Genomic DNA, 19525 nt, shown 5'->3' on the forward strand with positions numbered 1-19525 from the left:
ATGAATGAAGAAATGATATTCCGCCAATGGAAAACATGGCGTGGCATGATCATCAAGCTGCTGGATAAGATGAGTGAAGAAGAGGCGGACCAAATGCCGGCACCGTTCCGCAATTCAATCCGCTGGAATGCCGGACATTTGGCAACGGGCATCGATAGTTTTGTCTCGAAGTCACTCGATACGGAGCCGTTTTTGCCGGAACGCTATAAAGAATTATTCGCAAGTGGCACATCCCCGCAAAATTGGGAAGGCGAAGTGCCGTCATTAGAAGAACTCAAGCAGGTGTTGCGCGACCAGCCTGACCAGATCGAACATGTGACTGCCGGCAAGCTCGACAGCAAATTGCTTGAGCCGTTTCTTGGCATGGAAACGCTCGGGGAAGTCTTGGCGTTCATGATTTCTCACGATGCGCTTCATCTTGGCACGATGAGCGCTATCCGCAAAACGATCAAAATCCAATAAGTAGATAGAAGCCCCGCCTGAAACTATAGGCGGGGCTTTATTACAGGAGTATGACATTGTCATTTCCATGGTCATATCGGCGTGCCGGCCCTTATACAAAATGGTATACTGAAAGCAATTCATTGGAAAAGGTGGCAGGCGGAATGTCTTCATTTACGGAGTTTTGCGGATATATCACAGCGAGCCCGCGTACGCTCGCTGAACAAGTAGTGGAGCGGGTGCTCGCAAAAATCGACCAGGATATCCCGGCAGAGGAACGCTTGCGCGCGGTGGACATGTACGAGGAATTGCTTGGCTATCTTGGCGACACCATCGGCAACGAAGCCGACCTCGAGGTGCCGGATGCACTCATCGAGTGGAGCAAGCAAAATGCAGAGATGCAAGTATCGGCTGGCGGCAAGATTTCAGAGATCGTCGTGCGTTATCCGCCGACGCGCGTCGTCATGGCGGAATTGTTTACGGAACTGAGCGTCAAATCAGGACTCAGCCTGGAAGAGAACGCGCTGGCCATCAAACGCATCAATACTTTGCTCGATGTCAGTCTGAACGAAACTTTCTTTGCATTCGAACGGCTTCAGGAAAAATACGAAGCGGAAATGCAAAGTGAGATGATTGCATTGTCGGCACCCATCGTCCCGGTCGCGGATGATGTTGTCGTGTTGCCGTTGATCGGCTATCTCGACAGCTACCGGGTCAACCACATTTTAACGAATGTCATTCCGCATATCGCGGAGATGGATGTGTATCATGTCATCACGGATTTCTCGGGCGTCTTGACGATTGACGACCAGACCGCAGAAGCGATCCACCATATCGGCAGCACGCTCAGTTTGATGGGCATCCACGTCGTCGTGGCGGGGATGCGTCCGGATTTGGTGCAGACCATCGTCCAATCAGGAATTCAATTAGCCTCGGCGGATGCCTATGCGACCGTCAAGCAAGCACTGGAAAGTTTGGAGAAAATCGAATCTTAATAATGCGAAAACCGGGCCAAGTAGAGGCTCGGTTTTTTTATGCCAGTTAGTAAATATTTCAGCGGAACTGCCGATAATAAAAGAGAAGCATCCAGATGATTAGGTGTTGAAAGCCGAAAAAAATGTAAAATTCTTCATTTAAATCTTCGCTATGTATTGTATATAGCATGATAATAAGCTATCGTTTGAAATAAATAATTCATCTCGAATTCAAAGTAAAAATTTATAGTGGAGGCTCTTCATGAACGAAACCGAACAATTGGAACAGCGCATCCAGGAATTGATGGCGTTATGGGATGCGTCGAAAGAACTTAATTCCCATCTTGATCAGGACAAAGTGTTCGACAATATTTTGCAGCAGATGATGCAAGTTATCGGCGCGGAAGCGGGAACCTTGTGGATCGCGGATGCAGACGGCCAGCAGTTGCAGGCCGTGTCTGCATTCGGTGCAGCAGCTGAAGAAATTCTCGACGTGAAAGTGCCAAAAGGGCAAGGCGTCGTATGGAAAGTACTCGAAACAGGGCAGGCCCAACGCATCGAAGACGTCACAGGGCACGCCGATTGGAACGAACAAATTGACCAGGAGAGCGGATTTATCACCAGTTCTCTCCTGACGGTGCCATTGATTGTCAAAAGCCAGTTGCTCGGCTCGCTGCAATTGCTCAACAAGCGTGACGGCGAATTTTTTACCGAAGCAGACTTGCGCTTGGCAGAAGCGTTGGCGCATCAATCCGCGCTCGCGCTTCATAATAGTCAAATGTACGACGAGCTCAACCACATGCTCATCAGCATGATCCGTACGCTTGCGACGGTGCTCGATGCGCGCGACCCTTACACGGCTGGACATTCGGGGCGCGTCGCGAATTATTCCCTGTGGATCGCACAGAAAATCGGCATGACGCCGCCCGAATGCGAAGAACTGTATAAGGCTGCGTTACTGCACGACATCGGAAAAATCGGCATCCGCGATGAACTGCTCCAAAAACCTGGCCGCTTAACGGCAGAAGAGTTCAGCACGATCCAACAGCATACGGTGATCGGTGCAGGGATTCTTGCGAATATGGAGCCACGGCATGCGATGGAACAATCGGTGGAAACCGCAAAATCCCACCATGAGCGCTTGAATGGCAGCGGCTATCCGGAAGGGCTTGTGGGCGATAAGATTCCCTTGTTTGCGCGCATTGTCAGCGTCGCCGATACCTTTGATGCGATGACGACAGTGCGTTCCTATAGCAATGGCTTCACCCCGCAACAAGGCGCCGCAGAACTCGTGCGCTGCCGCGGGGAGTTGTTTGAAGCGGAAGTGGTCGATGCGATGATCGCCATCTTGGAAGAATGCGATTACGATTTAAGCACGTATAAAACAGAGCGGAGATACCAAATATGAGCATGTTCGATTATTTACTGCTGGGCCATTTGGTCGGGGACTTTTTGCTGCAGACTTCGTGGATGGCGCAATACAAAGCGACCAAATGGCTGCCGCTGCTGGCACATGTCACGGTGTACACAGCTGTCATCGCTTTGTTCGGATTGTTTGCGGGCGGTTTGTCGCTGCCGGCGCTTGCGCTCGTATTTGTGAGTCATGTGGTGCTCGACCGGCGGCACTTTGTCGCGTTTTGGGTAAAGCGCATCCAGATGGTGACAGGGGCCGACAGCAAATGGCTATCGATTGTGGCGGACCAGATTTTCCACCTCTTGTTTCTGGCCTTGGCGATTGCGTTGACATAGGAGTGAGTGAAGATGACATTGAAATCAAAGCATTACACCATTGAAAAAGAATACCCGGTCGATAGGCAGACGGCGTGGGAGCAGCTCGCAGATAATAATCGCTTGAACGATGCGATCGGTTTGTTTCCCGTGAAGTTTCAAGCGAGCCAGACAGAATCGACCGGTTTGATCTACAGGGAAGCGGCAGCGAAAGTGATGCATGTCGTGCCGATGACGTGGAAATCACTGCCGTTTGAATGGCAGGAGCTGGAGTATTACACGACTGAACGGCAATATCTAGACGGGCCGCTCAATTATTACATATTAACGCTGGAATTTTTTGACGTAAGCGAAGGCGAAAAGCCGCGCACGAAAGTCCGGCTGACGGCGGAGTTTTCTCCGAAAAACTTGCTCGGCTATGTGGGCATCCAGGCAACGGGAGTGCCGGCGCTAAAGAAAATCATGGCGTTTTTGGACGATTACCAGCAGGAAGAATCTGAAACAGCCCCGCGTGCGAATAAACGGGCGCCGAAAGTGAACACGGAACAACTCGAAAGCTTAAGCCGTCAATTGGCCAAGTATCCGGTCGCCCCGCAATTCACGGCGCGCTTGCAGCATTACCTCGCCAATAGCACCGACCAAGACGCAGCGGAGATCGTGCCGAAAAATCTCGCGAAGCTATGGGGTATGCCGGTAGAAGAAGTGCTGCGGGGCATGCTGTATGCCACAAAAGCCGGCTTGCTGCAACTGAGCTGGCATGTCATTTGCCCGAATTGCCGCGTCTCTCAAGACAACCACCGCAGCTTGTCGGAACTTGAGCGAAGCTTCCACTGCGACCTGTGCGGCATTGCCTATGACGCAGATTTCGACCAGTCCGTCGAATTGCATTTTGCGGTGCATCCGACCGTGCGCACCGCTTACGCAGAAGTGTATTGCATCGGCAGCCCGCTCATCACGCCGCATGTTATCGCACAGCGCATCGTCCGGGCAGGGCAAACGGTGAATTTCAAGCCGGTAGAAGGCGATACGCCAATGCGCTTGCGCGTCTTGCAATTGAATGACCAAATCCGCATCGGACAGACCGGTGCATTCCGTTACACAGCATCCGGCTGGGTGGAATCTTCCCAGGAAACTGTGGATATTGCCATCGTCAACGACAGCGAAAAAGACATCGTCGTAGCGCTCGAATATGCCGACTGGAGCAAGGAAACGGTGACAGCGGCGAAAGTGACCGCCATGCAAGAATTCCGTGATTTGTTTTCATCAGAAGTGTTGGCGCCGGGGCAGAAAATCGCCATTGGCCATGTGACGATTCTTTTCACAGATCTCAAAGGCTCGACCGCGCTGTACGAAGAAGCGGGAGACGCGAGTGCCTACGGGCGCGTACGCGGTCATTTCGACTTTTTAACTGAACACATCAAGCAAAATTCCGGCAGCGTCGTCAAGACGATTGGGGACGCGGTCATGGCGGTGTTCTCAAAACCCGCAGATGGCGTGAAGGCGGCGCTTGCGATCCAAGAAAAACTGGGTGCCTTTAACGAGCAGACACATGATACACTGCTGTTAAGGATCGGCCTGTTCAGCGGCCCGGCCATCGCCGTCAACTCGAACGATCGACTCGATTATTTCGGCCGCACCGTCAATCTAGCTGCGCGCGTGCAAGGCCAAGGCGACGCAGGCGAAGTGATCATCAGCCGAGCGCTGTTCGAACAGCCGGACGTGGCGAAGCTACTAGATACGCCGCGCTTATCGGCTGAGCCATTTACCGCCGAACTGAAAGGCATCAACGGCGAACAAGCTTTAGTGCGCTTGCGCATGCACGAGATGGCTCATATAGAAGCAGGCTAAATCAGTTCTACTATAGAAAGGAAGTCAGCTATGAAAATCCAGACAGAACAATTCGGCGAACTCGAACTCGCGGACGATCGTCTTTTGACATTCGAGCGCGGCATCCCGGGATTTGAAGAAGAGACAAAATTTGTTTTGCTTCCGGCAGACCCATCAGGCGACTCGCCGTTCTTTTTCCTCCAGTCCACAGAACACGCAGCAATCAGCTTCTTCATGGCAGACCCGTTCGTCTTTTTGCCGGACTACGAAGTAAAGCTTGATGATGCCTTAACCGGGCAATTGAAACTGGACGATCCGTCCGATGCCATCGTTTTGGTAACGGTCACGCCGAATAAAAAAATCGGGGATGCGACAGCGAACTTGAAAGCGCCAGTCGTTATCAACAATAAACAGCAACTCGGCAAGCAAATCGTCCTAAACAACCCGAACTACCAAGTGAAACATCCGCTGTTCCAGCAAGCGGCAAGGCAGGTGTAAGCGATGCTCGTACTCGGACGCAAAGTCGGCGAATCGATCGTCATCGACGATAATATCGAAATCACGGTCACATCCATCGAAGGCGACCTTATCAAACTGGGGATCTCCGCACCGAAAGAAATTCCGATTCACCGGAAAGAAATCTACTTGGAGATTCAGGAAGAGAATAAGAACGCGGTATCGAATGTGATTGATATTAGTGATTTTTTGAAGATGAAAAAATAAAACCTGGAGCGGGCTCGAAACTGAGCTTGCTTTAGGTTTTTTGTTTGCTTTATAAAATTCCCACACTGAGATAAAACAATTTCAAAAAGTTTTTAGAAATTTTTAGAAAAAAGCTAAACATTTCAAATCAGAGACCGATAAAAAGAATGTAAGGCAGTCCAAACGGATTTGGGCGCTTGCAAAAAAACAAAAAAACATTACACGGAGGTAATACACAATGATTATCAATCACAACATCGCAGCACTTAACACGCACCGCCAAATGGGTTCAGCTCAAAGTGCACAAATGGACAGCATGGAGAAATTGTCTTCAGGACTTCGCATCAACAGTGCAAAAGATGATGCAGCGGGTCTTACAATTTCTGAAAAAATGCGCGGACAAATTCGTGGATTAGAGCAAGGTACTCGCAACGCTCAAGATGGTATCTCTATGATTCAAACTGCAGAAGGTGCTTTAAGTGAAACACAGGACATCCTTCAACGTATGCGTGAACTTTCTGTCCAATCAGCCAACGGAACTTCAACTGACGCTGACCGTACGTCAATGCAGGATGAGTTAAACCAGTTAACTTCTGAAATCAACCGTATCGGTAACACGACGGAATTTAATACTCAGAAAGTTTTAAATGGCGGAATTGGTTCAAATGGCGAATCTAAACTTACACTAGCAACGAGTGCAAAAATTATCGGAGCTGAAACATTTGCAGCAGCAGCAGATAATTCTAATATATCGGGAGCTAGTATAAAAGTAGATGGCAAAACTTTTGATGTTACTCAAGCCTTAGCAGATAATGCTACAGGAAGCATTGATGATGTAATTGCTGCTTTAAAAGACTCAACTTCAGGTGGAGTTAAATTATCAGATGTGCTGAATATCGAAAAATCTGGAACCGAAATTGTATACACTAGCAAGTCACAGGGTGCTGCTAGTGAAGTTAAAATTACTACATCGCATGCTGATGAAGCGGCACTGTTAACCACTGCCAATTCGGCAGGTACTGTAACAGAAAATGGAGTGCCTACAACTAGGGAGCGTCACGGGTTAGAAGCAAGTGCCGCTTTAACTGCTAATGATGTAACGTTAGGTACTACGGATTCATTGAAATTTACAATTGGTAATAATAGCGAAGTAGAAGTTAATCTTAATAATAGCGGTGTAGCAAAAACATATGATACTGATAACACAGATACTAATATTGCAAAAGCAGCTATGGAAGATTTAGTGAAAGATTTAAATGCTGCATTACAAGAGTCTGGTATGAGTGACAAAGTTACAGCTTCATTAGGCGCAGATAATAAATTGCAATTCATATCAGAAACGGATAAGGACATCTCTGTTGTAGATGGCTCTGGTACGCCTCTAACTTCATTAGGTGGCGGGCTTAATTCTATTAAAAACGTTGAGCAAGTTGTAGGAGCAGGTGCTGAAGGGTCGGGCTTTAGCACTAAATTCCAAATTGGTGCAAATACAGGTCAATCAATGTCATTAAACGTTAAAGACATGCGTTCAGCGGGTATCGGCATCACAGGTAATGCTGGCCAAGCAGGATTCACAGCTTCAAATGAAATTACAAACGGCACAAATGATATTAAATCAGAAGCTGCTTTAAATATCTCTAACAGAGAAGATGCTTCTAAATCAATTGAGGTTATTGATAAAGCTATTGCTTCAGTATCATCCGAGCGTGGTAAGTTAGGTGCTGTTCAAAACCGTTTAGAACATACCATCAATAACTTAGGTACATCTTCTGAAAACCTAACAGCTGCGGAATCACGTATCCGCGACGTTGATTATGTCGAAGCCGCGTAAGCGAGCGGAGGTACAGTCGTCCTGGCCGGTAACAGCCAGAGATTACGACCGGGTGAATTGCTGGAAAGCCCTGATAGCTTTTATTGCCACAACGCAGCTGGAAACGGCAAACGTGACGGCTAGAGAAAATAAAAGATTGGGCAATCAGCAGCCAAGCTCCTGTCTCGAAAGAGTGGAGAAGGTTCAACGACTAGGATAGACCATCTAAGGCGCAAGCTATGGTGATGAAATCCGTAGGTGACACAGTGTCCATCAGCACTGAAAGATCCGAAGTGCCCGGCCCCTACTAGTATAGAGGGTGAAGATATAGTCTAGTCATTTACGAAAGTAAATGTTCGCACGATGGCGAAAGAAATGATGGAACAAACAAAGAACTCGATTCTTGCACAAGCATCACAAGCAATGTTGGCTCAATCCAATCAAATGACTCAATCAGTTTTACAACTGTTGAGATAATTGATTTTAGGGCGTCTAACCGGGTAACGGGTTAGAGTATAACTGGGTGAATTGCTGGAACTTCCTAAAGCCCCATCAACCACAACGTAACTGGAAACGGTCGGCGTGACGGTCTGAAAATGACGGGGATGCACCAATGGATAATCAGCAGCCAAGCTCCTGTGAGGAAACTCTGGAGAAGGTTCAACGACTAGGATAGACCGTCTAAGGCGAAGGCTATGGCGATGAAATCCGTAGGGCGGCAAGCGCCGTTCGAAGTGCCCAGCCCCTTGAAACTTGAGGGTGAAGATATAGTCTATTCTATGATCGAAAGACATAGCGGCAAAGCAAGCCAACCAAGCACCACAGCAAGTTCTTCAATTGCTGCGTTAATTTTAAACACCAAAAGGAGCCTGATTTTAGGCTCCTTTTTTTATAAGCAAGGTCATGAGGAGGAATTCATATGGATATTGCCGCATTATCAATGTCACTCAGCCAGATGAATGTCCGGCAAGAAGCAAGCGTACTCGTAACGAAAAAAGCAATGGATCAGGCAGAAACGAATAGCGCGAGTGTCGTGAAGATGCTTGAGCAATCCGTGCAGCCGCATATTGGCGGTTCGATTGATTTGAAAGGCTGAACTTAAATATGGAAAGAGGCTGGGGGAATATTTTCCCCAGCCTCTTTCCGTTAGAGAGGAAACTTCTAAGTTTCGCGAATTTCTCTCCATTTATAGACAATAGACCAATAGCTCCGACCTAATTTTTCTGCAATTGTTTTATCCGTAAAGCCCTGGCTTTTCATCAACCGTATTTGATTGCATTCTTCTTCGGAATAGTTTTTGTTGCGTTCAGATGAACTGGCGATGACTGAGTATTCTGGATGCGACTCTCTGTATCTTGAGATTTCCTTTTCGAAACGAAAATCCCAATTTGTCTTATAGAACATAGAGGGGCAGTCCAAGGCTTCTTTATAGACAAGCTGAAGAAACTTCAATGTTTCGCTTACTTTTGTGGTTTTTAGCACGTAGCCAAAACCATCTTTTCTTTTATTTAGTCGCATTTCTATCGAGAAGGTCGAAAAAATGTGAGTTTGTAACTTACTAAGGTCTTCTCGCGAAAAACATTGCAAATATAGATAGATGTGCGGAGTGAGATAGATTCGCTTTTTTAAATTATTCTTATCCACTGTTATGGACAATGATCCGTCATCTAAAAATAAGGTGGTAAGAAAAATAGGGAGGTTACAGAGTTTTAACATTTCGTCGGAGATGACTTTATTTCCATCGACATTATAAAAGTGAGGAAATAGTTCAGTGAAGAGCGGAAGAGAGGGGGAAAGTAGTAGCGTGTTTGTGGAATTAAAATAAAAATAGGAAGGCAATAAATTATACTTCCAAATGCGATAATCAAGTTGCTGGATACAGAAATGTTCTCGGTAACTATTATTTTTTCTGCGGGAACCCGGGTAGATTTTTGTGATTTCACCATCTCCCATAATGCTTGCTATCAATACATTTTGTTCTATAGCAGTCAGGTTCAATAACTCCACTGAAACTCCTCCTTTAAGAACGTTTGTTCCCTTTAATTATATATCTATTCTATTTTAAATACTAGCTGGAGAAAATTTTTAAGTAGTTTTCAAAGTTGTGTAAGAGAGCGTAAAATATCTTGTGTAAATGAATAAATAGAAAAAGGAAGACCTTTTCTTGTAGAATTAAGTCACCACAACCAATTCACAGAAAAGAGGCCTTCCCTATGACTCAGTTTACAACAGATATTATGCAAGCTCTAGTAAAAAAAGAAGACATCTCCGAAGTTTTTCGCAAACATTTGGAGACGGCGGTGAATACACTTCTTCAAACGGAACTAACAGCGTTCCTGGATTACGAAAAATACGACCGCATCGGGTTTAATTCCGGCAACTCACGCAATGGTGTCTACACGCGGACACTCCATACGGAGTATGGGGATTTAGAGCTTTCGATGCCACGGGACCGGAATGGCGAATTCAACCAACAGACGGTCGCTCCGTACAAGCGCTCAAACGATACGCTGGAAGCCTTCGTTATTCATATGTTCCAAAAAGGCGTGACCATGTCCGAGATTTCGGACCTGATCGAGAAAATGTACGGCCATCATTACACGCCACAAACCATTTCCAATATGACGAAAGTCATGAGCGAACAGGTCGAGGCGTTTAAATCTCGTCCGTTAGAACAGCGTTATGCGTGTGTCTATCTAGATGCAACTTACATTGCCCTCAAGCGCGACACGGTCTCGAAGGAAGCCGTCTATATTACGATTGGCATCCGAGAGGACGGCTCAAAAGAAGTCTTGGCCTATACAGTGGCACCTACGGAATCCGCATTTGTTTGGGAAGAAGTCCTGTTGGACTTGAAAGAGCGCGGTGTCGAAGAGGTGCTTTTGTTTATCTCCGACGGCTTAAAAGGCATCACTGATCGCATCTTCGCGGTCTTTCCCGATGCTCAATATCAGGCGTGCTGCGTCCACTTGTCGCGTGGGATCCGCCACAAAGTTCGCGTTACCGATCGCAAGGAGATTCTGGATGATTTCAAATCGGTCTACCGGGCAGAGAACCAAGAACTGGGTGAAAAAGCGTTGAAAGCCTTTGTCGACAAATGGAAAACGGCCTATCCCAAAGTGGCGAAATCGTTGGAAGCGAATCCCTATATTTTCACTTTCTACAGCTTCCCAAAATCCATTTGGCGAAGCATCTATTCAACGAACCTGATCGAATCGTTCAACAAGAACGTAAAGAAATACAGCAAGCGCAAGGAGCAATTTCCGAACGAAGATTCCTTGGATCGCTTCCTGGTTTCCCAGTTCGAAATCTATAACCAGAACTTCTCCACCCGTTGCCATATCGGATTCGATCAAGCTCGTGCAGAGCTGACTGAGATGTTCAAGCAAACCTAATCGATATACATACAAGAAAAGGATTTACTTATTTACACATAATTATTGACGGTCTCTTGTGTAAGCGTGAAACGGTAAAAAGTCACAGCTTTCATTCTAAACAAAACTAACTGGTATACAGCTCACCCCCAATCCGCCTATTCTTTTTTCCTGCATCTTCTTGTAAACTAGACGAATAAATGGAAACGGAAGGTGTGGAAGAGTATGATGGGGCCGATCAATTCAAATTGGCTGTTTCAGTCGGCGATGAGTTCGCTTCAGCAGACATCGTCAATGAACGGAAGCGGAGCGGCGAACAGCCAAATGCCCGGGATGGCGGGACCAGGGTCGTTTATGATGTTGTTGATGGCGGCGATGATGGAAAATGTCCAGCAAATGCAAACGCCTATGCAGCAAGCGCCGGCCGCGAACAGCTTGTCTTTCACGACGCCGGCAAGTTCTTCGTATAATCCGGCCGTCGCGAATCTGACGATGCAGCATAAAGACGTGGCGACGAGCGCTGCGGATCAAAGCGATCTGAAATTCCGGCCGGTCCAGTTTTTAAAATTGGATGGGCAGCTCGACGGGAAATTGAGCGGCACAGCGGTGCATTTCATTGAAGCTGGCAAGAAATACGATATCGACCCGAATCTATTGTCTGCGATTGCGGTGCACGAAACCGGAAACGGCTCATCGCGTGCGGCAAATGAGAAAAATAATATCGCCGGTATGATGGGCAAAAACGGGCTGCGCAGCTATGAGTCGGTAGCAGACAGCATTTACGATATGGCGCGCAATTTGCGGCAGAATTATTTGAACCAAGGCAAGGAAAGCATCGCGCAAATCGGCGCGAAATATGCTCCGGTCGGCGCGGCGAACGATCCGACCGGCCTCAACAACCATTGGACACAAGGTGTCAGCAAATTTTATACGCAACTCACATAAGATAAGGCAGGCTCTTTGCGAGCTTGTCTTATTTTTTTGATTCTGTACTAAAAAAAAAGCAAATCGTGCCGATAATAAGGATAGAGAGCTTTTTAGATCGATTTGAGAAGACGGGGAGTGTCGTCATGGAAGTCACTAATCAAGCAATGCCACAGCTTCAAGAGGCCAGCAAAATAGAACCTATCGTTGCAAAAGAAACGGGAATTCCTGAAAAAAACCAATTCCAAGAACCCGCTCAGCCTATTACAAAAGAAATGGTGGCGAATAAAGTCGCCGTCATGAACGAATTTTTAGTACCAACTGAAACCAATATTAAATTCCAGCTGCACGAGCAATTGGAAGTGTATTACGTGCAAGTGATCGATACCAAAACCGATGAAGTGCTGCGAGAGATCCCGAACCGGAAGTTCTTGGACATGTACGCCTCGATGGCCGAAATTACGGGCATGATGATCGATGAAAAACGATAAGACAGGAGTGAACGAGCTATGAGCGCAATGCGAATCGGCGGATTGGCTTCCGGGATGGACACCGACTCCATCGTAAAACAAATGATGCAAATACAGAAAATGCCATTGGATAAACTGATGCAGCAAAAAGTCTGGACCGAGTGGCAGCAAGAAGCGACACGCGAGCAGAACCTTGCGTTCTCGAGTTTGCGCACGAGCGCCAGCAATTTGCGCTTGCAGTCGAGCTTCAATGCCTATAGCGCCGAAACCACAGGGTCCGGCAGCGCGAAAGTGACAGCGGGCGCAACAGCGATGAGCGGGAAGTATGATGTAGAAGTAAAGGCGCTGGCAACTCCTGCGAAATATACTTCTGCGACAGGGATTCAAAGAACACCGGAAGAAGCAGCTAAATCGACCGACGCCATTGGTGTTGCCGGAAGAATTCTTGTAGACGTCGGAGGGGAAACTGATGTCGAAGTAAACATTACAGCAGACATGACCTATAAAGCGGTCGCAGATTTGTTGCAGTCGGAAACAGCAGGCAGCGTGCCCGCTCTTCGCGTCAATTTTGATGACACCACTTCACGCTTTTTCATTTCCTCGAAAGAACTAGGCCAGGCGCAAAACTTTAGCTTATCTTTCAAGACTGCTGACGGGGCTACAGATAATCCAGAGCTCAGCAAACAAATCACCGGCACAAACGATTTATCAGTTACAACAACCAACGGGGCAAATGGTTCTATCGTTATCGATGACGTTGAAGTAACCGGTCTAACCAGCAATAAAACAACTGTTAACGGGCTGACGATTGAGATGCTCAAAGTTGATACAGACGGTTCATCGTCCATAACCGTTAGCTCCGATCCAGAAAAGCCGGTACAGATGCTTAAAGATTTTGTAGAAGCATATAACAAAACGATCGAAGATTTGCAAAAACAGATTGTGGAAAAACGCTACCCGGATTTCCAGCCGCTTTCGGATGAACAGAAAAAAGACATGAGCGATAACGAAATCGAATTATGGGAAGAAAAAGCGCGCAGCGGCTTGTTGCGTAATGATCCCGTAATGAAATCGGCGCTGCAGGACTTGCGCCGTGCATTCATGGACAAAGTCGGCGGTATCGGGGAGGGCAGCATTAATTTATTGTCCCAAATCGGCATCAACACAGGCGATTACCGCGAAGGCGGGAAATTGTTCATCGATGAAGATAAATTGAGGACCGTTCTTTCAGAAAAACCGGATGAAGTGATGAACTTGTTCACGGTCCGCAGTGCAGCTGGCGACGGAATCGGCGCGCGCGTCTATGACAAGCTGAACGACATCGTCAAGAACCTGAGCTCACAGGCGGGCAGCCCGGCAAGCGCCGTCGACAACAGCACCATGTCCAAAAAATTGCGCCGCATGGAAACGGAAATCACGCGCTGGCAGGACCGTTTGACGAGCATCGAAGACCGCTACTGGAGCCAGTTCACGGCGATGGAAAAAGCGCTCAGCAAAATGAATTCACAAAGCGCTTGGATGCAGCAGAATATGTTCGGAGGCATGTAATGGAGAACAGGCTCGATGGGCTCACCGAATTTTTGGCGCAGACACAAGTGATTTACGAACAAGCGAAATTGATTGATTCAGATATGGATAAAAATGAACTGGCACAGCTCGAACGGCTTCAGGAATTATTCGATAGCCGGCAAGAGACCATCGAAGCGCTCGCTGCACAAGGAACGAGCGAATGGTCAGCAGATGAACAAGCGATCATCGCCAAAATCCAGCAGACAGAAATTCAGCTGAAGCCGCTCATGCAGACGGTGCAGGAACAGTTTTCGGCACAGATGACCCGGCTCGGCCAAACAAGGAAAGTCTCCGGGAAATATGCCGGTGCTTACCGCCAGACCGCGAGCGGCGGTTCATTTATCGACCAACGCAAGTAAGAGAGGGGCACTATAATGGCAACGATCAATCCATACCAGACTTACCAGCAAAATTCCGTCATGACCGCATCTTCCGAAGAGTTAACCTTGATGCTCTATAACGGCTGCTTGAAATTCATCAAACTCGCAAAAAAAGCAATGCTAGATAAACAGTTTGAAGAAAAGAACAAAAACTTGCTGAAAGCGCAGGCTATCATTCAGGAACTGCGCAGCACCTTAAACCCGGACATCGCGCTGTCGAAAGAACTCGAACAGCTGTATGAATACCAAAACAACTCGCTCATGGAAGCGAATATGAAAAACGACGCAGCGGCACTCGACGCAGTTCTCGCAGATGTAACAGAACTGCGCAACACCTGGAAGCAAGCCATGGCATTAGCAAAACAATAAGGGATGGTAGTTGGGTTGGAGTATTGGAAACATGAGGACAGCGATAAAAATCGCTCCAGGCGGATGCTTTCCGCGGGCACGGCCTCAGCCGCTTCGTCGCTGAAGCTCCTGCAGGGTCTTCGGCTCGCGCTATTCCCGCAGGAGTCACCGCCTTACGCTTTTTCGGCTGAGTTCCCAAGCTTGGTTGCAAATATCTTTCGATTTACCGTCAAAAGATATGGAGCAAAACAGCGCAGACTCCTGGGGGATCAGTGAAGTGCTGAAATCCATTCGGGCGCCTAGCCCGAATTAGTTCAGCGCGAGCCCCCCGGAAAGCCAGCTGTTTTGCGGAATATCGCAAACAGTGAACTCTCACAGGCTCACTATTCAACTCAACAAATATCCAAAGTGAAATGAGGTATGGACGTGGATAAGACATCTTGGTTAGGCATCATCTTGGGCGTACTTGTGCTCGTCGGCGGCATGGCCTTGAAAGGGTCCAGCCCGGCCGCACTATATAACCCAGCCGCATTGGTCATCATTTTCATGGGCACCGCTGCCTGTATCTTGATCGCCTTTCCGATGGATGAAGTAAAGCGCATCCCGGGGCTGTTCAAAGTCCTGTTCGGGGAACAGAAAACATTGTCGATCAAAGAAATGATTCCAATGTTCACCGGCTGGGCAATGGTCGCAAGAAAAGAAGGCTTGCTCGCCTTGGAAGAGCGTGCAGAAGAAGTAGAAGACCCATTTTTGCAGCGCGGCTTGAAGATGGTCGTCGATGGCCAATCGCTCGAGCATATCCGTGACTTGATGGAAGAAGACATCGCGGCAATGGAAGACCGCCACGAACTCGGCGCAAAAATTTTCACCCAGGCCGGTACATATGCGCCGACACTTGGCGTACTTGGTGCCGTTATCGGTCTCGTTGCGGCGCTCGGCCATTTGGATGATGTGGCATTGCTCGGGAAATCGATTTCGGCGGCCTTTATTGCGACGCTGTTCGGAATTTTCACGGGATATGTGCTGTGGCACCCATTCGCCAATAAATTAAAGCGCAAATCCGAACACGAAGCGCGCGTGAAACAAATTATGCTTGAAGGCTTGCTTGCTGTACAAGAGGGCTTGCCTGCACGGACTGTAGAAGAGAAACTTTTGACGTATCTGCCGGCTAAAGACCGTGTGCTAGAAGACGAACAAAAGAGTGGTGTTGAAGTTGAAGCGTAAACACAAGCACGAGGAACATGTCGACGAATCCTGGCTCATTCCATATGCCGACATCTTGACGCTGCTCTTGGCACTATTTATCGTGCTGTTTGCGGCAAGCGAAGTCGATGCGAAAAAATTCAAGGCCATTTCCGAATCGTTCAATGTGGAATTGCAGGGGGGCACTGGGCTGCTTGACCAGTCAGCGCCAGTGGAACTGGACACCGACACTTCGCCATTTGCGATCATTCCTGAAGAAGGCATGACCGAGGAAATGATGGAAGAAGTGGAAGCTGTGCGCGACCGCCAGGAACTGGGCGAGTTCCAGGAGAAAATCGAATCGTATATCGATGAAAAGGGCTTATCGCCGAAGCTTCAGACAGAGTTGACCGATAAAGGGCTCATGCTGACGATTAATGAAGGCGTCTTGTATCAATCCGGAAGCGCGAATATCGACGAGCAGGCGCGTACGATCGCGAGCGAATTATCAGAGCTGCTCGTCAGTGATCCGCCGCGGATGATCTACATCGAAGGCCACACAGATAATGTGCCGGCAGCTGGCGGCGAGTTTGAATCGAATTGGGAACTCAGTTCGGCACGTGCCATCAACTTTATGAAAATTTTGCTGGAGAATGGCGACTTGGACCCTAGAAAATTCAGCGCGACCGGCTACAGTGAATACCAGCCGATCGCTAAGAATGACACAAAAGAGGGGCGTGCGCAAAATCGCCGCGTCGAAGTGCTGATTTCGCCTTATAAAGATCAGCCCGAAACCAAAGAGTAAGAGGTGGATAATGAAAAAAGTATTGTTGGTCTTATTGATTGCGGCGCTTGTGGGTGCTGGAGGGGCGATTTATTTTCTCCTAACGCAAAAAGATGTGGATGCAGATGCACCGCTGACAGCCGATGAAATGGTGGAGCTGAGCATCGACACGGAAGAAATCACGACAAATCTCGCCACGCCGGCATCTTATGCAGTGGTTCAGTTTAATATTTTATCAGCGGATAAAAAAGTAAAAGAAGAGATGGAAAAGCGCCATGCTGAAGTTCGGGCTGCGGCAATCGCAACCGTAGCGGGCATGGAAAAAGAACAGCTGGTTGGCACAGAAGGCATTACCTTGCTCCAGGATGAAATGACGGCACAGCTCGAAAGCCTGGTCGGCAAAGGAAAAGTGGAACGCGTGCTTGTCACGCAATTCAAAGTGCAATAATGTTTTTTTAGAAAAAGGCTAAACATTTTTCAAGAATGGCCGATATTAGTAGTATAGAAAGTAAAGCGAATAGTCCCGGACAACGTAGAACTGATTGCGATAAGAAACTAGGTGATCCATTTGACAACCCCGAAACTGGACAATTGCCCCAGCTGCGGAGCGCTCTTCTTGCGTGATCAAATCGCTTGCTGCTTGAAATGCCACCAGGATAATGAAACGGCATTCAAAAAAGTCTATATGTTTTTGCAAGAGCATGCACACCGGAACGCGTCTCTCGAAGATGTCCATCTATTCACCGGCGTCTCTGTCCATAAGATTTCTGAATTCCTGCGGGAAGGGCGGATTTTGACAGGAGATTATCCAAATCTCGGTTATCCGTGCTCCCATTGCAAACAGCTCATCCATCGCCACATGCTCTGTGAAGACTGCCGACTGGAGTTTTTAAGAAGCGCCAACGAGATCCTGGCTGAAGATGGGGATTGGGCAAACAGCAACCAAGCGCACTGGAAATTAAAAAAATAAATCGAAGAAATAATCTTAAGAGGTGGTGAAGGAATGAATATTGATAAAACGAATAGTTCTTCCTTTATACAATCTTATCAAAAACAAATGCAGGTGACGCCGGCTCAAAAGGCGCGCCCGCTTCAAAAGGAAGACCATCTGCAGATTTCAAGTGAGGCGAAGGCGATGTTCGAGAAGAATACGGAAGCGGATATCGCCCGTCAGGAAAAAATACAGCTGCTGAAGGCGCAGGTTGCCTCTGGTGAGTACCAGGTCGACCAAGACAAGGTAGCTGAGAAAATCCATCAGTACTGGTTTGACAAATGACAGTTGAGCGATGGAAAGAGAGGGAACTCCGGTGTTGAAAATGATGACCGCAACACTTGATGAGCTGATCGTAATACAGCAGCAGTTGATCCGCTACGCGGAGCGCAAGCAAACGGTGCTGATTGAGCATAAAGTCGATGAGCTGACAGAACTCGTCAAAGAAGAAACACGGCTGATCCGCAGGCTTGGGCAACTGGAAGATGAACGAGAACGCCTGGTGATTGAAGTGCTCGAAGAACATCCTGGGCTCAGCTTCAGCCAGTTCACGGAGCAATTGACCGATGAAACGGCCAAACAGGCGCTGCAGGAACAATTAACGACCTTGAAACAATTGCTCATGGAACTGCAAGCGAAAAACCGCCAGAACGAGAAACTGGTGCAAGATTCCGTAGATTTTATCGCGGGCATGATCGGGCACATCACGACGCCTGCTAAACAGCCATACAATTACCAGCCTCAATCCAGCAACAAAAATACACAGTCAACCAATCGGGGCTTTTTCGATACAAAAGCGTAAAGTCCCGCGAAGAAAGCAGGGGATCACGTGTCAACTTTTCACACTTTGGAAACCGGCAACCGCGGCTTGTCTGCAAGCCAGGCGAGCCTCTCCACGACCGGCCAAAATATCGCGAATGCCAATACGAAAGGCTACTCGCGCCAACAAGTGAATACGAGTTCCTCTGTTTCTCTTGACGTCTGGACCAAACAAGGCGCAGGCCAGCTCGGGACCGGTGTTTCCATCGACTCAGTGATGCGTGTGCGGGACCGCTTTCTCGATCAGCAGTACCGCGGACATACCGCGGAATTTGCAACATGGCAAGCAAAGAGCGAGGCGCTTGGAAATGTCGAAACGATTCTCGGGGAGCCGGGAGATAACGGCCTCAATGCTTCGATGGGCCGGTTGTGGAATGCTTGGCAAGACTTGGAAAGCGATCCATCGAACCTTGCCGTACAAGCAGTCGTAAAAGAGCGGGCGCAAGCATTTGCGGACGTGGCAAAAACGATTGACCGGTCGATGGGCGATTTGGCCACAGAGTTGACAGAGCGTACAACGGCAGCGGAGAAAGAAGCGCAGACCTTGATCTCGCGAATTGAAGAATTGAACAAAAACATCATGCGGACAGGCCCGCAGGCAAACAATCTGCGCGATGAACGCGACGCGGCCGTCGACAAATTGTCTCAGTTGATGGACATCAAAGTTTCAGAAAAAACAGATGGCAGCTATGCGCTAACACTAGCGGCAAACAATCAGCCGGTGAAAGCCGGCGAAGCACTCGAGCCTGAGACAGCCGGCGGCAAGCTTGGCGGACTCGCGGAAGCCGCAGCTACTGTCACGAGCTACCGAGAAAACGTTAACGTCGCGGTGACAGAATTCGCTGAAGCGAACGGCAATGTTTTTGAAAATACGGCAGCAGGCGAATTGCGTGTGGCAAAAGATACCAAGCTCGAACTGCCGAACGGCCTTGATGAAGACGTGAAAAAAGTGCAAGCCGATTTTCGGGCACTGGTCAGCGGCTTAGGTGCGGAAGCACAGAGTGCAGGCTATGCGGTTTCAACGCAACAGCAATTGATGGTATCGACCGAAAACCGCCGCCAGTCAGTCGCGGGTGTTTCGCTGGATGAGGAAATGTCGAACTTGGTGAAATTCCAGCATGCCTACAATGCAGCAGCGCGCTTGGTGTCGACCACCGATGAAATGCTTGATACAATCATTAACCGAATGGCTGCACGCTAAA

24 protein-coding genes are annotated in these 19525 nt (G+C 48.2%); 23 read left to right on the forward strand and 1 reads right to left on the reverse strand.

Annotation, left to right across the window (positions count from 1 at the left end; translation table 11 throughout):
* From G3255_RS01075 to G3255_RS01120, 10 genes are all read left to right on the forward strand, one after another.
* Positions 1-462 (forward strand): DinB family protein, encoded by a 462-nt coding sequence (locus tag G3255_RS01075; RefSeq protein WP_211652895.1) that lies wholly within the window; start codon positions 1-3, stop codon positions 460-462.
* 143 nt (positions 463-605) lie between these two features.
* Complete coding sequence (locus G3255_RS01080; RefSeq protein WP_211652896.1) at positions 606-1436, forward strand: STAS domain-containing protein; 831 nt, start codon at positions 606-608, stop codon at positions 1434-1436.
* Positions 1437-1677: 241 nt separating this feature from the next.
* Positions 1678-2823, forward strand: a complete 1146-nt coding sequence (locus G3255_RS01085; RefSeq protein ID WP_211652897.1) for a GAF and HD-GYP domain-containing protein — start codon at positions 1678-1680, stop codon at positions 2821-2823.
* Complete coding sequence (locus tag G3255_RS01090) at positions 2820-3164, forward strand: DUF3307 domain-containing protein (RefSeq protein WP_211652898.1); 345 nt, start codon at positions 2820-2822, stop codon at positions 3162-3164. Before G3255_RS01085 ends, G3255_RS01090 begins: the two co-directional genes overlap by 4 nt.
* A 12-nt stretch (positions 3165-3176) precedes the next feature.
* Positions 3177-4991, forward strand: coding sequence for an adenylate/guanylate cyclase domain-containing protein (locus tag G3255_RS01095; RefSeq protein ID WP_211652899.1), 1815 nt, complete (start codon positions 3177-3179; stop codon positions 4989-4991).
* 30 nt (positions 4992-5021) lie between these two features.
* Positions 5022-5468: a flagellar assembly protein FliW gene (fliW, locus tag G3255_RS01100; RefSeq protein WP_211652900.1), complete on the forward strand. Its 447-nt coding sequence runs from the start codon at positions 5022-5024 to the stop codon at positions 5466-5468.
* Positions 5469-5471: 3 nt separating this feature from the next.
* Entirely contained in the window at positions 5472-5693 is a 222-nt protein-coding gene (csrA, locus tag G3255_RS01105; RefSeq protein WP_058382099.1) for a carbon storage regulator CsrA, read from the forward strand.
* Between the two features lie 217 nt (positions 5694-5910).
* A complete protein-coding gene (locus G3255_RS20205; protein WP_211652901.1) occupies positions 5911-7503 on the forward strand; it encodes a flagellin N-terminal helical domain-containing protein in 1593 nt (530 codons plus the stop codon).
* A 354-nt stretch (positions 7504-7857) separates the two neighbouring features.
* Entirely contained in the window at positions 7858-7959 is a 102-nt protein-coding gene (locus G3255_RS01115) for a flagellin (protein ID WP_274624516.1), read from the forward strand.
* A 442-nt stretch (positions 7960-8401) separates the two neighbouring features.
* Positions 8402-8578, forward strand: a complete 177-nt coding sequence (locus G3255_RS01120; protein WP_211652903.1) for a YjfB family protein — start codon at positions 8402-8404, stop codon at positions 8576-8578.
* 65 nt (positions 8579-8643) lie between these two features.
* On the opposite strand, the gene G3255_RS01125 is transcribed toward G3255_RS01120, so the two are convergent.
* The gene (locus tag G3255_RS01125) at positions 8644-9489 is read right to left on the reverse strand and encodes a DNA endonuclease (RefSeq protein ID WP_349291395.1); all 846 of its coding nucleotides are present in this window, start codon (positions 9487-9489) and stop codon (positions 8644-8646) included.
* Between the two features lie 206 nt (positions 9490-9695).
* Between G3255_RS01125 and G3255_RS01130 the strand changes: the two genes are divergently transcribed.
* From G3255_RS01130 to flgK, 13 genes are all read left to right on the forward strand, one after another.
* Positions 9696-10877 (forward strand): IS256 family transposase, encoded by a 1182-nt coding sequence (locus G3255_RS01130; RefSeq protein ID WP_211652904.1) that lies wholly within the window; start codon positions 9696-9698, stop codon positions 10875-10877.
* Positions 10878-11081: 204 nt separating this feature from the next.
* On the forward strand, positions 11082-11801 hold the full coding sequence (locus tag G3255_RS01135; RefSeq protein ID WP_211652905.1) for a glucosaminidase domain-containing protein: 720 nt from the start codon (positions 11082-11084) through the stop codon (positions 11799-11801).
* A gap of 125 nt (positions 11802-11926) precedes the next feature.
* Positions 11927-12271, forward strand: coding sequence for a flagellar protein FlaG (gene flaG / locus G3255_RS01140; protein ID WP_211652906.1), 345 nt, complete (start codon positions 11927-11929; stop codon positions 12269-12271).
* An 18-nt stretch (positions 12272-12289) separates the two neighbouring features.
* On the forward strand, positions 12290-13798 hold the full coding sequence (fliD, locus tag G3255_RS01145) for a flagellar filament capping protein FliD (protein WP_249222034.1): 1509 nt from the start codon (positions 12290-12292) through the stop codon (positions 13796-13798).
* A complete protein-coding gene (gene fliT / locus G3255_RS01150) occupies positions 13798-14178 on the forward strand; it encodes a flagellar protein FliT (protein ID WP_211652907.1) in 381 nt (126 codons plus the stop codon). Before fliD ends, fliT begins: the two co-directional genes overlap by 1 nt.
* Before the next feature lie 15 nt (positions 14179-14193).
* Positions 14194-14568 carry a flagellar export chaperone FliS gene (fliS, locus tag G3255_RS01155; protein ID WP_211652908.1) on the forward strand — a complete coding sequence of 125 codons (375 nt, stop codon included), beginning with the start codon at positions 14194-14196 and terminating at the stop codon, positions 14566-14568.
* A gap of 405 nt (positions 14569-14973) precedes the next feature.
* Complete coding sequence (gene motA / locus G3255_RS01160) at positions 14974-15771, forward strand: flagellar motor stator protein MotA (RefSeq protein WP_211652909.1); 798 nt, start codon at positions 14974-14976, stop codon at positions 15769-15771.
* Positions 15761-16534, forward strand: a complete 774-nt coding sequence (gene motB / locus G3255_RS01165; protein ID WP_211652910.1) for a flagellar motor protein MotB — start codon at positions 15761-15763, stop codon at positions 16532-16534. The genes motA and motB overlap by 11 nt, the downstream gene beginning before the upstream one ends.
* Before the next feature lie 10 nt (positions 16535-16544).
* A complete protein-coding gene (locus G3255_RS01170; RefSeq protein ID WP_211652911.1) occupies positions 16545-16961 on the forward strand; it encodes a flagellar basal body-associated FliL family protein in 417 nt (138 codons plus the stop codon).
* A gap of 168 nt (positions 16962-17129) precedes the next feature.
* Positions 17130-17483 carry a flagellar protein gene (locus tag G3255_RS01175; RefSeq protein ID WP_211652912.1) on the forward strand — a complete coding sequence of 118 codons (354 nt, stop codon included), beginning with the start codon at positions 17130-17132 and terminating at the stop codon, positions 17481-17483.
* A 33-nt stretch (positions 17484-17516) separates the two neighbouring features.
* Complete coding sequence (flgM, locus tag G3255_RS01180) at positions 17517-17789, forward strand: flagellar biosynthesis anti-sigma factor FlgM (protein ID WP_211652913.1); 273 nt, start codon at positions 17517-17519, stop codon at positions 17787-17789.
* A gap of 40 nt (positions 17790-17829) precedes the next feature.
* Entirely contained in the window at positions 17830-18306 is a 477-nt protein-coding gene (locus G3255_RS01185; protein WP_249222185.1) for a flagellar protein FlgN, read from the forward strand.
* Between the two features lie 27 nt (positions 18307-18333).
* On the forward strand, positions 18334-19524 hold the full coding sequence (gene flgK, locus G3255_RS01190; protein WP_211652915.1) for a flagellar hook-associated protein FlgK: 1191 nt from the start codon (positions 18334-18336) through the stop codon (positions 19522-19524).
* The last annotated feature ends 1 nt before the right edge of the window (position 19525 follow it).

Origin of the sequence: Planococcus sp. MSAK28401 (assembly GCF_018283455.1) — a bacterium.
GTDB lineage: Bacteria > Bacillota > Bacilli > Bacillales_A > Planococcaceae > Planococcus > Planococcus alpniumensis.

What these genes read in the sequence shown, in the direction of transcription:
- fliT (WP_211652907.1), top strand. Translation starts at nt 13,798, where the DNA reads ATGGAGAACAGGCTCGATGGGCTCACCGAATTTTTGGCGCAGACACAA.
- G3255_RS01075 (WP_211652895.1), top strand. Translation starts at nt 1, where the DNA reads ATGAATGAAGAAATGATATTCCGCCAATGGAAAACATGGCGTGGCATG.
- fliD (WP_249222034.1), top strand. Translation starts at nt 12,290, where the DNA reads ATGAGCGCAATGCGAATCGGCGGATTGGCTTCCGGGATGGACACCGAC.
- G3255_RS20205 (WP_211652901.1), top strand. Translation starts at nt 5,911, where the DNA reads ATGATTATCAATCACAACATCGCAGCACTTAACACGCACCGCCAAATG.
- G3255_RS01130 (WP_211652904.1), top strand. Translation starts at nt 9,696, where the DNA reads ATGACTCAGTTTACAACAGATATTATGCAAGCTCTAGTAAAAAAAGAA.
- G3255_RS01090 (WP_211652898.1), top strand. Translation starts at nt 2,820, where the DNA reads ATGAGCATGTTCGATTATTTACTGCTGGGCCATTTGGTCGGGGACTTT.
- G3255_RS01170 (WP_211652911.1), top strand. Translation starts at nt 16,545, where the DNA reads ATGAAAAAAGTATTGTTGGTCTTATTGATTGCGGCGCTTGTGGGTGCT.
- flaG (WP_211652906.1), top strand. Translation starts at nt 11,927, where the DNA reads ATGGAAGTCACTAATCAAGCAATGCCACAGCTTCAAGAGGCCAGCAAA.
- G3255_RS01120 (WP_211652903.1), top strand. Translation starts at nt 8,402, where the DNA reads ATGGATATTGCCGCATTATCAATGTCACTCAGCCAGATGAATGTCCGG.
- G3255_RS01135 (WP_211652905.1), top strand. Translation starts at nt 11,082, where the DNA reads ATGATGGGGCCGATCAATTCAAATTGGCTGTTTCAGTCGGCGATGAGT.
- fliS (WP_211652908.1), top strand. Translation starts at nt 14,194, where the DNA reads ATGGCAACGATCAATCCATACCAGACTTACCAGCAAAATTCCGTCATG.
- flgM (WP_211652913.1), top strand. Translation starts at nt 17,517, where the DNA reads ATGAATATTGATAAAACGAATAGTTCTTCCTTTATACAATCTTATCAA.
- G3255_RS01185 (WP_249222185.1), top strand. Translation starts at nt 17,830, where the DNA reads ATGATGACCGCAACACTTGATGAGCTGATCGTAATACAGCAGCAGTTG.
- G3255_RS01095 (WP_211652899.1), top strand. Translation starts at nt 3,177, where the DNA reads ATGACATTGAAATCAAAGCATTACACCATTGAAAAAGAATACCCGGTC.
- G3255_RS01115 (WP_274624516.1), top strand. Translation starts at nt 7,858, where the DNA reads ATGATGGAACAAACAAAGAACTCGATTCTTGCACAAGCATCACAAGCA.
- csrA (WP_058382099.1), top strand. Translation starts at nt 5,472, where the DNA reads ATGCTCGTACTCGGACGCAAAGTCGGCGAATCGATCGTCATCGACGAT.
- G3255_RS01085 (WP_211652897.1), top strand. Translation starts at nt 1,678, where the DNA reads ATGAACGAAACCGAACAATTGGAACAGCGCATCCAGGAATTGATGGCG.
- fliW (WP_211652900.1), top strand. Translation starts at nt 5,022, where the DNA reads ATGAAAATCCAGACAGAACAATTCGGCGAACTCGAACTCGCGGACGAT.
- G3255_RS01080 (WP_211652896.1), top strand. Translation starts at nt 606, where the DNA reads ATGTCTTCATTTACGGAGTTTTGCGGATATATCACAGCGAGCCCGCGT.